The sequence below is a fragment of the Marinobacterium sp. MBR-111 genome (assembly GCF_040547585.1).
Taxonomy (GTDB): Bacteria; Pseudomonadota; Gammaproteobacteria; order Pseudomonadales; family Balneatricaceae; genus Marinobacterium; species Marinobacterium iners.
This window is the reverse complement of the sequence record NZ_JBEPQA010000007.1, coordinates 87672-99314: the sequence shown is the minus strand read 5'-3', so window position 1 is coordinate 99314 and position 11643 is coordinate 87672. Positions and strand designations below refer to the sequence as shown.

The window sequence follows — 11643 nt, the reverse complement described above, 5'->3', positions numbered from 1 at the left end:
GATTATAGCAACCTCCAGACCCTTGAAACCAACAGGCATCACATGACCGACACCACCCTGCCCATCAGTGTCACCATCATCGCTCAGGACGAAGCGGACCGCATCGGCATGGCGATCGAAAGTGTGCGGAACTGGGTCGACGAGGTTGTCGTGGTGGACTCGGGCAGCACTGACGGTACTCAGGAGATCGCAGCATCACTGGGGGCGCGTGTCGTTCATCATGACTGGCCCGGGTATGGCCTGCAAAAGCGGTTTGCAGAAGATCAGGCCCGGAATGACTGGATCTTCAACATTGATGCGGACGAACGTATCCTGCCTGAGCTGCAGGCGGAAATAGTCGCCATGTTTACTCAGGCACCCGATGCCGATGGCTACTTCATTGCCATTCACGACCGTCTTTACTGCACCGACCGGTTGAGTGCTTACACACCCTACAAACCGGTACGGTTGTATCGGAAGTCAAAAGGACGCTACAGCACCAGCCCGGTGCATGATCGCGTACAAATGGAGGCAGGGGCGAAAACCGCCACACTCAAGGGTCGCATGGCACACGATTCGCTCAAATCCTTCCACCATCGCATAGAAAAAATGAACGAGTACACCGAGGCGCAGGCCAAAGACCTGCTGGCCCGTGGCCGCAAACCATCGACCTTTCGCATTCTGACCGAATTTTGGACCGCCTTTATCGTGGGTTACTTCTTCCGCGGCTACTGGCGTGGCGGACTGATGGGTTATATCTATGCGGTTAACTTTGCGTATAGCCGATTTTTAAGGCAGATAAAACTTTATGAGTCTGAGCGAAAAAAGTAACCCTCTTGCGATTATTTTTTTCGACCTAGATAAATACTCTGCTCCAGTATAGCTTTCAAACGGGGCTGAATTGCTTCTACAGTGTAACTTTCACTGCGTTTATACGCCATTGTGGCAACAGATGCTCTATGCTCTGCATGCTGCAATGCAGCACAAATACCGTCTGCCAACTGCTGCGCATTACTCGGGGGCACCAGCCAGCCGTCACTGCCTGATTGGATCTGACTGGCAGGTCCCGACACATCACTGGCTATGACTGGGCAACCATGGACAGCCGCTTCCAATATAACGATACCAAAGGTTTCACTCAAAGACGGCACGACTAAAAGATCAATGTCACGCAGCCATCCACCAATATCTTCCACCCAACCATGAATATGAACCTTGTGACGGATAGAAAGGGACTCTGCAAGAGCAAGAATATCCTCTTTATCCGGTCCGCTGCCAGCAAGATGTAACTGCGTGTCAGGCATTATTTCAACCACTTGAGAAAATGCCGTTAATAGCGTATCCAGCCCTTTTTCAGCTGTCATACGCCCGACAAATCCAACATTGCCCGTGTCTTTTTTGATACTTTTAACAAAAGGTGGTCGTTCAAATACAAAGTTGGGCAAAATCGCTGTTCTATCCTTTTCGTATCCAGCGTCCCAAAAGCGCTGACACATGTCTTCAGTAAGACCAATCAGGTAGTCTGCCTCAAGCATTCGCCGTATTTTATTGCTGTGAGAGAATCCAACAAGTGGCGTCGTCAGGCTTTTTAAGGCCAGACCAAGAATACTGGTAGCACGGGCGTTATGCGTTAGCACCAGATCCGGCTTGACTGTCCTCAAGCGCAGGTGTGCCTGAATAATACGAAAAACATCATAATAGCCCCGGGGAGAAAATGCGTAATAACTGTGGCTATCCCGTTGTAAAGAATCACGATAGGGTGATTCAAACGGTAGCCACACCTCAACTTCGTGGCCCAGTCTTATCAGCAACCTGTTTATATTAACAAAAGCCGTTTCCAGCCCTCCTTTCTGGCTGGAACAAAGCACATGTACGATTTTCATGCCTTGTATTCCTGCGGAAAAGAGTCCAACAACTCTTCTTGTATACGCTTGACTGCCTCAACAGAGACTCGATCACTCTCCGCGACATCATACAGTTGCTCAGCAGTGATCCTCCCCTTTGTAAGCTCCGAGCAGTCAACTGAGCACAGTGCCTCGCGGCCAAATACCGAGAGGTAGTCATATATCTTATAGTCGCCACCAACATGAATATTGCTTCCTGTCTGTAGATAAGCAGTGGGGACATCATAGCTGTGGGCTACTATATAAGGGTGCATAGCTGTCGTAATCACCAACTTGGCAGACATTATCGCTTCGATAATAGTCACATGATCATCAGCCAAACTCATCTGTACAACGTTATCATTTGGAAATTTACAACGAATTGTATCGATCCATTTACCGGAGTGGTGGTCATGAAGGTGAGGGAGGCATAGTACGTGCTGGCCTTTACTCAGGTGATCCGACGGAAAGAAATGAGAGCACAACAGCCCGGGATCTCCCAAACAGATTTTATCAATATCCATATTGAAGCGAGCCGCCGACAGCTTACCTCTAAGTGCATGCGCACGAATAAACCTGCCAGATGTTGACTCTCCAGGTGCCAAAAAGCCTGTACCCCAAATATGCAAAGGCCGACCAAGATTGATTAGCCAACGTTTGAAACGCTTTTTGACAACACGCTCGGCAAGACTTCCTATCGCGACCAGATCAGCATATTTCAAATCACTGAACGCAACATCAGCGCCAGATGCTTTCTGTGTAATTTCTCTGGAAAGGATATCGCCGAAGTTACCTTCAGAGTTCTGATAATAAAGCCTAACTGGCGATCTCATTTTTCATTTTCCCATTCGCTGAAATGATGGAGTAAGCTATTGATAACGCCAAGCATAAAAGATAAGAGTTAGCACCGAGATTGTTACGTAATGTCGCACTGGTCAAACCAATAACCAAAAAAGACACTGTCACAAAAAAAGTTGGCGCTGCTTCAACAAGCGAAACCCCGTAATAACGAAGTATGTAAAAGGGGAACAATACAAACAAAAAAAGGCAGATCAGTCCAAATATACCACCTCTCTCCAGCATATAAAAATACTCAGAGTGGGTATGAAAACTCAACATATAATCAGGATAATTTCCTGATGCCAAGATTTCCTTTTTCACTTCCAAGGCTTCTTTTACACCATAGCCGAAAATAGGGTTGCGCAAAAAAACATCCCATGCCAGCCGCCATGACTCTATTCTTACTGCTATAGAGTTATCAAAGGATATGTCACCTGCCACCAAATAATTGCTTGCTTCAATATAGGCAAGAGTTATTCTATCCCAAAGTAAAAAATAAATAACAAGCAATATTACCAGAGCAAAAAATGACAACATCTTGAAATTTGAAAGACTTTTCAGGTTATACCTGTAATGTATGAAAACCATGATTATATTTATGATGGTAAAGGCTAAAATGGGTCCTCTGGCTTCAGTCATGACCAGAATAACCGATACCGCCACGAATCCCGACAACAGCCAGCCAAAGGGCGTCTTTCTCAAAGGAACAAAAAACATACCTGCCAATAAAGAATAAAAAAACACGACAGCTGTTGAAAATGTTCCCTTGTTATACCATAAGCCTGGATATTCACCGTCATAGTGTTCGGACTGACTTGCAAATATTCCTCCTTCCTGAAGAAAAAGAAAGAACAATGTATAGAAAAACATCAGAACAATCGCTTTCGTCAGAAGATCATTCGATATATTCCTGTAATATAAAATAGCACCAACCGGCAACACCAGGAGCACATTACGTGATATTTTTTCAATATCACTTACTGAAGAATAACCTCTTGTCATGTTAATAATGTCAGGCAGGATAAAAACCAAAAGACTTATGGAAAAAAGTCTCGAAAACCGAAGATCAATTTTAAAACCAAAAAAAAATCCAATAATACAAAAAATGGAAACAAGGTAGAAAAAATCCTTGTACAGCCCTGGCCAAACAAAGTAATTTACGATAAAGAAACAGGCTATTATTCTAAAAATAGAGCCGTTTGCGTCTTTTCTGTCAGAATTTGATTCATATTTTTTCATATAGCGAGAGAGTTTTCTGTATCATTTTATCAAGTGTGTACGGCCCCTCCAGCATGTCACCACATCCCTTACTATCCAAACAGAAATTCACCTTTTGAGCAGCCAGTGAATATTGACCTGTAGGGACTTTTCCTTCCGAATAAATGGCCCCCAAGGTTTCAGCCACTGCCCCATGGGCATACCCCACCACCGGTGTACCAATCGACAAACACTCCACAACCGTTCGCCCAAACGCTTCTGCGGTTGTTGATGTAAGAGACAACATCACATCTGAAATGGCATACAGCTCTTTCATATCCGAGCGGGTACCGAGGAAAGAGAAATATTCATCCAGTCCAGCCGTACTAATGGCAGCTTTTACCTCATGAATAAACTTGTTCTTGGGGTCACTGCCGATGATCAGGACATGAAAGTCCTGCCGCTGCTGACTGAGCTCTGACACTACCTTGACCAGATCAAGATGCCCTTTCCAGCGCGTAATGCGGCCAGGAAAGCAGATCAGGTGTTTGTTCCGGGCCTGAGGACAGTCATCAAAGAGACGTGCTTTCCACTCCTCTGTGGGCTGATACCCACGCGGAAATTCTTCCGGGTCAATGCCCCGATGAATCACGGTTACCTTGGCAGGGTCCACTTCCGGGTAGTTGTCCAGCAGGTAGCGTTTGGCCGTTTCAGATACGGCAATCACGCGCTCCCCCTTCCCCATGATGGCGCTGTAGCGATTTACAGAGTGCATGCCATGCAGGGTGGTGATGAAGCGCGGCCGAGTCTCCGGGTTCATCTTGCGCCAGGCCAGCCATACAACCCAGGCGGGCATGCGTGAGCGCACATGCACGATATCCGGCTTTTCTTCGGCCAGCCAACGGCGCAGCCCGGCCACCTGCAGCAGCGTCAGCAACGATTTCTTGCCCAGCTCCCATTGCACATGGCGACTGCCTTCACGTTCAAGCTGTTCAACAAGGCGCCCACCGGCCGACACAACAATGGACTCATGGCCAGCGGCAACCAATCCACGGGCTACTTCAAGCGTACCTCGCTCGACGCCTCCCAGCTCAAGGGCTGGCAATACCTGTACAACCTTCACAGCCACTCCCTCCTGAGTACTTCCTCGGCACAGCGCTCTGCTTCATTCAATACGATGCTCTCTGCATCCAGTCCGTTCATCGACCAGTCCGGTGCACGCACCACCATCCCTTGCGCTGTCAGCTGTTCAACACCCTTGCTGATCCGGCTGTCTGTATCACCAGTCAATGGCAAAACGCCCACCCGACAACCGGCCGTCAGCGCTTCATACACCATGGATGCACTGTCCTGAGTCACCCAGCAGACTTCGGCCCGGGCGAGTTGTTGCGGCAGCCAGTCAGGGCCGGTTGCAGCGGCGGGTACAAAGCGATCGCCGCACAACTCAGACAAAGCCTGCTCAGTACTGGCAGGCGTACGCCGTGACGAGCCGATCAGCCAGTTGCGCGGCGCATGTTCCAGCAGTGCACGCACCTGTACAAGCATGCCGGTTTCATCCCAGTTGTAATGTTTTGACGGCCCGCCGATCAGTATTACACCGCTGCCTGGAGCCTTCTTGCCCGGTTGCATCCGGTTGAGCGCCCCGTGAGTGACAATGATATTGGGACGTTTCGGGGGCTGGTCATGCTCAGGCACCAGACAGAGATCAAAGAACCCCATCGGTATAGACGGTTTCATCAGTACAATGGCGGGTACACGGTACAGTTTGCGCAGCGCCAACAAGGTCAGGTGCGTGTCGTGTCCGGCACCGATCAGCAGATCAGGGCAGTCATCCAGTTGCGGCAAGGCGCCGCCCAGGAAGAGCCTCAGTGCCTCAAAGCGCCCCATTGGCTCGCGCTCGCTGATCTCCACCGAAGTACGGCGGGCAATCGCTTCGGCCAGTCCCATTGACTGGTTGCGATGCCCGGGCTTGCCATCGCTGATAATCAGGATCTGTTTCACGCGCACCCACTTTGCTGTTTCCAATACGCTTGGCCCAACAGACCAGACGCTTGCCATAGGCATCAAATGATACCATTGCAGCCGCTGTGCAACGAAGGCTGCAACACTATTTATCCGCCAGGCAATTCCATTTTTTCGCTGAATGCATACAATCTAAGGGTCTGAATTTCTCGGATCGCTCGTGTCTGCTGGCTCCGCCCCGCCAGCCTTCGGTCTTAGCCCAGCTTGTTAGGAAGGTGATATGTCTGCTTTTGGTTCCGTTTTCATGCCTGAAATGGCAATTTCCTGGTTCGACGGCTCACAGTGGAGCAACGCCGAGGTGGTATCGAGCGACAGTATTCAGCTGCACCCCGGGGCACACGTGCTGCACTACTCCAGCAGTTGCTTCGAGGGCTTGAAGGCATTTCGCCATGAGGATGGCTCGGTCAAGATTTTCCGCATGGACCGCAATATCGCCCGCCTGCAGCAAAGTTCTGACATTCTGGCACTGCCGGAGTTTGCACCTGAACAGCTGGAGCAGATGATTGTTGATATCGTCACCCGTTTCGCCGACCAGGTACCTGAGGCGCCTGGCTCCATGTACATTCGCCCAACTCATATCGGTACCGAGCCCGCCATCGGCAAGGCTGCTGTACCGTCACTGACTTCATGCCTTTACGTGCTGCTGTCTCCAGTAGGTGATTACTTCACCGGCGGTGACAAGGCGCTGCGCCTGTTGTTGGACGACGAGGGCATGCGCTGTTCACCGCACATGGGTGTGGTTAAGAGCGGTGGCAACTATGCCAGCGCACTGCAGCCGATCATGAAGGCGCGAGCGGAGTATCAGGCCGATCAGGTACTGTTCTGCCCGGGCGGTGATGTTCAGGAGACCGGTGCGGCCAACTTCCTGCTGATCGATGGCGATGAGATCATCACCAAAGCGCTGGATTCGACTTTCCTGCATGGCGTCACCCGCGATTCCATCCTGACACTGGCTCGAGACATGGGCATGACCGTGTCCGAGCGTCAGCTCACCGTTGAAGAGCTGCTTGAGCGCAGTGCACGCCCAGGATGCGAGGCCGCGCTGTCCGGTACCGCTGCGGTTCTGACCGCGGTAGGCACGTTCATTTACAAAGGCAAGGAGTATGAGGTCGGTAACGGCGGCATTGGCGAAACTACCCTGCGCCTGCGCCGCGCTCTGAATGATATTCAGTGGGGCAGAGCCGAGGACAAGCACAGCTGGCTGACCAGCCTCTGATCGAACAGCACGACTATTGATTCTGAACAGCCGGCCCGGCTTACACCGGGTCGGATTTTGATGCCAAATTACGGCGCCAGCAGCCTCTGCCAGAGTTCGGCCACACCTTCACGATAGGCGGCCATTTCCTGATCGCCCAGCACACCGGAGAGGTTTTGCATCGTCTGACGGTGGCCGGCGGCACGATAGGCCTTGTAGGCTTCCCGCAGCAATTCCACCTCATCGGATGCCAGCAACCCTTCGGCTTCAACACTGGCCAGAATGCGGATGTTGTCAGTCCAACGCATCAGAGCAGGCATCTCGGCTGCGTGGCGCAGCACCAGATATTGCACCATGAACTCGATATCGACGATACCGCCACGGTCCTGTTTCAGATGGAATACACGACTTTCTTCATCGGCCGCAGGTTTGCTGCCCAGATGCCCGCGCATCTTCTCGCGCATCGTGGTCACATCCGATTTGAGTTTTGCTTCTTCCCGAGGCTGTCCCAATATTTCACGGCGCACGGACTGGAACCGCTCCGCCAGGGCCGGGCTGCCGGCCACCACACGCGCCCGAACCAACGCCTGATGTTCCCAGGTCCAGGCTTCCTTCTGCTGATACTCTCGGAAGGCGTTCAGTGAGCTGACCAGCAGGCCGGAGTTGCCGGACGGGCGCAAGCGCATGTCCACTTCATACAGAATCCCGGATGGGGTGAACGTGTTGAGGATATGGATGATCCTCTGCCCCAACCGGTTGAAGAAGACGCTGTTGGCGATGGGCTTGCCACCATCGGTTTCCAGGTTACCAGCCGCATCGTGCAGGAACACCAGGTCAAGATCAGAACCATAGGACAGCTCTATGCCACCCACCTTGCCATAACCGATGATGATAAAGTCGGGATCACAGGGCACGCCGGGGCTTTTCTGTGGCACGCCGTGTTTCTCGGTGAGGTTGCGCCAGGCGATATCCAGCACCGCTTCAAGCACGGCTTCCGCCAGCCAGGTCAGGTAATCACTGACCCGCATCAACGGCAATACTCCGGTAATATCAGACGCCGCCACCCGCAACATGTGGGCATGTTTGAAGTAGCGCAGGGTCTCCATCAACTGCTCGATGTCATCTTCCGGTATACGCAGCAACTGCTGGCGCAGCTCGGTACGCAGCGCCGTCAGGTTCGGCGGCGTGTAAAGTGTACGCGGGTCGATCAACTCATCCAGCAGAACCGGTTGTTTCGACAGCTGCTCGGCAAACCAGGCACTGGCGGAGCAAAGTTGAACCAGCTGCTTCAATGCCGCCGGATTTTCGTTCAACAACACCAGATAGGCGGACCGGCGCAATACCGCCTGAATCAACACCAGTACCCGTTCCAGCGTAATCTCCGGGTTACTGCACTGGCCAACATTCTCCAGCAGTGCCGGCAATACCGCTTCCAGTCGTTCCAGTGCCACTTTCTGCAGCATCTGTACCGTGCGCAAACCCTTGAGATCCTGCAGCGCCTTCAGTGCCTGCTCAGGGGATTGATAACCCTGCTCAGCCAGAAACTCCAGCGCACTGGCATCCTCCATCAGCCCCTGCCAGAGTGCCAGCCAGTCACCACGCAGGTCATCAGGTTGCTCTTCTCCCTCATCCACCGGAGCGATCACATCCGCAAAGTGACGCGACACATCCGCCCGACATTTTTGCAACGCCTGGTCCAGCGCATCCCAATCGGCAAAGCCCTGAGCAAAGGCCAGACGCTCCCGACCCATTTCATCTTCCGGCAATTCCTGCGTCTGTTTGTCGGCGATCGCCTGAATACCATGTTCTACATTGCGCAGGAAAGTATAGGCATCGGTCAGCTCGGCCACGGCCACTTCAGGCATACCCACCTTCTCCGGCAGCTGTGGCAGGATATTGAGCAGCTCACGCTGCTGCAGCTCATGATCGCGACCGCCCCGGATTAACTGAAACGCCTGCGCAATAAATTCCACCTCGCGGATGCCACCGGCTCCCAGTTTTACGTTATGGCTTAACCCCTTGCGGCGCACTTCACGGTTGATCATGCCTTTCATGTCGCGCAGTGACTCAAAGGCGCTGAAGTCGATATACTTGCGATACACAAAGGGACGCAACAGCTGGATCAGTTCCTCTCCAGCCTTCTGATCACCGGCTACAACGCGTGCCTTGATCATGGCATAACGCTCCCAGTCGCGACCCTGATCCTGGTAATAGCTTTCCATGGCACCAAAGCTGCACGCCAGCGGGCCAGCCGAGCCAAAGGGCCGCAGGCGCATGTCGACACGAAACACAAAGCCATCGATGGTCAGGTTATCCAGCGCCTGGATCAGCTTCTGCCCCAGCCTGATGAAGAAATCCTGATTTTCCAGATTCTTGCGCTCGCCGTCAGTTTCGCCATTGGCCGGAAAGGTAAAAATCAAATCAATATCGGATGACAGGTTCAGCTCATGCGCACCCAGTTTGCCCATCCCGAGCACCACCATCCGTTGTGGGTGACGCTGACCTTTGGCGTCCGGCCGCGAGTGTGGCACGCCCCAGCGCTGGCAGGCCTGCTGGTACAACCACTCCAATGTGCGATCAATGCAGGCATCCGCCAGCCATGACAGCTCGCGGGTGGTACCTCGCATGTCGCTGAGCCGGTTGAGATCACGCCAGATCAGGCGGATCATTTCGCGCTGACGGAACAGACGCAACTGGCGGTGCAGTTCCTTCTCATCTTCAATCGGTGTCAGCAACGCCTGCAGTCGTTCGGCATACTCAGTTTCGCCGTAGGCCTGTTGCAGGTCTCCGCTTTGAATCAGCTGAGCCAGCCAGTCAGGGTGACGCTGCAGCTGCTCGGCAACAAAATCACTGCCAATCAGTGTTCGCTGCAACTCAACCGTCAGCCAATCCGGCTGATCCTGCAACTCACCGAGGGCGGCTTCGATGCGGGCAAGGTTATCCTGCAGCAAAGGCCGCAATTGTTCCGGCACGTTCTGCAATTTCTGTTCATCAATCGACATTCATGCGTCTCCCCTGCAATCCATTGAGTGCTGGCTACACTGACTGAACAGTCGATAGCCGCGCTGTGCCTTACTGATATCGCCAGGCTGCAGTTCTGCCTGCTCGGCCAACCGATGTGCCAGCGCAAACAGAGCATCGGCAGGGCCTGATTTGAGCTCCAACTCCAACTCACTGATCGGATCTGTCAGGTGACGACCATCCCCGCAGTCGCACACCACTTCACCCAGATCCAGTGCCACTTCGATCTCGGCACCCTCAAAAGTCAGCCACCAGAGACGTCGCGTGAAGTCAGTGGTAAACACCGGTATCAGTGCCAATTGATCCGGCGCAATCAGCTCGGCGGGCCAGATGTCGGCTTCAAGCAGGGCGGGATCGAGCTGTTCGCTGGCCAAATCCCACTCCCATTCACCCCGCTGGTGCAGTCCATCGATGCTCTGCCCCCGTGTTTTCAGCGTCTGAATAAACCGCTCCCCCTGACGCCGAACCCGCAGTGCCACCTTTGCCCGGGCCAGGTCAAGGGCCGCTGTATCATAGTAAGTGTTATGCAGCAGGCGGGCCGCTTGCCCGGTTGCATGGCACAGCAGTGAATGCCGGCTCAACCGTTCCATTGCTGCCGGCTCGATCAGCAGCTTGAGTTCTGTTTCTGTTGCCATCGTTCAGACACCTTGTTGATCTTTCACCAGTGTACCGAATCCAGTGTCCTGATCATCATCAGATTCGCGCAAAATTTGTGACGCTTTTTATGACACTATCACTACAGATCTGTGACAGCAGCACGTATACTTGCGCCCAGTTTTTTCCACCTGCAACAGGAACGCAACATGGTTAATAGCCCAATTATGCAGATGTTCGCCCGTTCCCCGTTCAAGCCGATGCAGGAGCACATCATCAAGGCGCAGGCAAGCGCCGCAGAACTGATCCCCTTCTTCGATGCGGTGATCGCGAACGACTGGAACACGGCATCCGAATGTCAGCACCGTATCGCTGTCATTGAAGGTGAAGCGGATGACATGAAACGAGATATCCGCCAGCGTCTCCCTGCCAGCATTTTTCTGCCTGTCCCCCGCACCGATTTGCTCGACCTTCTGCGCATGCAGGACAAGATCGCCAACCGAGCCAAGGATATTGCCGGTTTGATGCTGGGTCGCCAGATGCAGATCCCGGAACCGATCCAGGACGAGCTGCGCGAGCTGCTCCGCACCGCTTTGCAAACGATTGAACAGGCCGTACTGGCACTGAGTGAGCTGGACGAGCTGTTGGCAGCGGGTTTCCGCGGCCATGAAGTGGATATCGTTGAACGCCTGATTACCGAGTTGGACCGACTGGAGCACAAGACCGACGAACATGAGCGCGAATTGCGTGCATCACTGTTCCGTGTTGAACGCGACCTCTGGCCGATCGATGTCATGTTTCTCTATCAGATCATCCAGTGGGTTGGCGATCTTGCCAACCGTGCCCAGCAGGTTGGCAGCCGACTGCAGCTGCTGCTGGCCCGTTAACTACACAGACGACCAAGGCTTAAAC

General features: G+C 52.9%; 10 protein-coding genes. 3 read left to right on the top strand and 7 right to left on the bottom strand.

The window, feature by feature from the left end:
- Positions 1-42 precede the first annotated feature (42 nt).
- Positions 43-810, top strand: a complete 768-nt coding sequence (locus ABIE61_RS07205) for a glycosyltransferase family 2 protein (RefSeq protein WP_354408022.1) — start codon at positions 43-45, stop codon at positions 808-810.
- Between the two features lie 11 nt (positions 811-821).
- Here ABIE61_RS07205 and ABIE61_RS07200 read toward each other — a convergent pair whose 3' ends face one another.
- Genes ABIE61_RS07200 through ABIE61_RS07180 form a run of 5 tightly spaced genes read right to left on the bottom strand, consistent with a single transcriptional unit; the run spans position 822 to position 5900 of the window.
- On the bottom strand, positions 822-1862 hold the full coding sequence (locus tag ABIE61_RS07200; RefSeq protein WP_354408019.1) for a glycosyltransferase family 4 protein: 1041 nt from the start codon (positions 1860-1862) through the stop codon (positions 822-824).
- Complete coding sequence (locus ABIE61_RS07195) at positions 1859-2695, bottom strand: glycosyltransferase family protein (protein ID WP_354408017.1); 837 nt, start codon at positions 2693-2695, stop codon at positions 1859-1861. The genes ABIE61_RS07200 and ABIE61_RS07195 overlap by 4 nt, the downstream gene beginning before the upstream one ends.
- Entirely contained in the window at positions 2679-3941 is a 1263-nt protein-coding gene (locus tag ABIE61_RS07190) for an O-antigen ligase family protein (protein ID WP_354408014.1), read from the bottom strand. The genes ABIE61_RS07195 and ABIE61_RS07190 overlap by 17 nt, the downstream gene beginning before the upstream one ends.
- Complete coding sequence (locus ABIE61_RS07185) at positions 3928-5022, bottom strand: glycosyltransferase family 4 protein (RefSeq protein ID WP_091826012.1); 1095 nt, start codon at positions 5020-5022, stop codon at positions 3928-3930. The genes ABIE61_RS07190 and ABIE61_RS07185 overlap by 14 nt, the downstream gene beginning before the upstream one ends.
- Positions 5019-5900 (bottom strand): mitochondrial fission ELM1 family protein, encoded by an 882-nt coding sequence (locus ABIE61_RS07180; RefSeq protein WP_354408011.1) that lies wholly within the window; start codon positions 5898-5900, stop codon positions 5019-5021. The genes ABIE61_RS07185 and ABIE61_RS07180 overlap by 4 nt, the downstream gene beginning before the upstream one ends.
- A 241-nt stretch (positions 5901-6141) precedes the next feature.
- On the opposite strand from ABIE61_RS07180, the gene ABIE61_RS07175 reads away from it, so the two are divergent.
- Positions 6142-7137: a branched-chain amino acid aminotransferase gene (locus ABIE61_RS07175; protein WP_206837406.1), complete on the top strand. Its 996-nt coding sequence runs from the start codon at positions 6142-6144 to the stop codon at positions 7135-7137.
- A gap of 68 nt (positions 7138-7205) precedes the next feature.
- Here ABIE61_RS07175 and glnE read toward each other — a convergent pair whose 3' ends face one another.
- Together glnE and ABIE61_RS07165 are read right to left on the bottom strand one after the other, a co-directional pair.
- Positions 7206-10118 carry a bifunctional [glutamate--ammonia ligase]-adenylyl-L-tyrosine phosphorylase/[glutamate--ammonia-ligase] adenylyltransferase gene (gene glnE, locus ABIE61_RS07170; protein WP_354408008.1) on the bottom strand — a complete coding sequence of 971 codons (2913 nt, stop codon included), beginning with the start codon at positions 10116-10118 and terminating at the stop codon, positions 7206-7208.
- Positions 10119-10772: a CYTH domain-containing protein gene (locus ABIE61_RS07165; protein WP_354408006.1), complete on the bottom strand. Its 654-nt coding sequence runs from the start codon at positions 10770-10772 to the stop codon at positions 10119-10121.
- A gap of 168 nt (positions 10773-10940) precedes the next feature.
- Here ABIE61_RS07165 and ABIE61_RS07160 point away from each other — a divergent pair, with 168 nt between their 5' ends.
- Positions 10941-11618, top strand: coding sequence for a TIGR00153 family protein (locus tag ABIE61_RS07160; RefSeq protein WP_354408003.1), 678 nt, complete (start codon positions 10941-10943; stop codon positions 11616-11618).
- The last annotated feature ends 25 nt before the right edge of the window (positions 11619-11643 follow it).

What these genes read in the sequence shown, in the direction of transcription:
- ABIE61_RS07205 (WP_354408022.1), top strand. Translation starts at nt 43, where the DNA reads ATGACCGACACCACCCTGCCCATCAGTGTCACCATCATCGCTCAGGAC.
- ABIE61_RS07200 (WP_354408019.1), bottom strand. Translation starts at nt 1,862, where the DNA reads ATGAAAATCGTACATGTGCTTTGTTCCAGCCAGAAAGGAGGGCTGGAA.
- ABIE61_RS07195 (WP_354408017.1), bottom strand. Translation starts at nt 2,695, where the DNA reads ATGAGATCGCCAGTTAGGCTTTATTATCAGAACTCTGAAGGTAACTTC.
- ABIE61_RS07190 (WP_354408014.1), bottom strand. Translation starts at nt 3,941, where the DNA reads ATGAAAAAATATGAATCAAATTCTGACAGAAAAGACGCAAACGGCTCT.
- ABIE61_RS07175 (WP_206837406.1), top strand. Translation starts at nt 6,142, where the DNA reads ATGTCTGCTTTTGGTTCCGTTTTCATGCCTGAAATGGCAATTTCCTGG.
- glnE (WP_354408008.1), bottom strand. Translation starts at nt 10,118, where the DNA reads ATGTCGATTGATGAACAGAAATTGCAGAACGTGCCGGAACAATTGCGG.
- ABIE61_RS07165 (WP_354408006.1), bottom strand. Translation starts at nt 10,772, where the DNA reads ATGGCAACAGAAACAGAACTCAAGCTGCTGATCGAGCCGGCAGCAATG.
- ABIE61_RS07160 (WP_354408003.1), top strand. Translation starts at nt 10,941, where the DNA reads ATGGTTAATAGCCCAATTATGCAGATGTTCGCCCGTTCCCCGTTCAAG.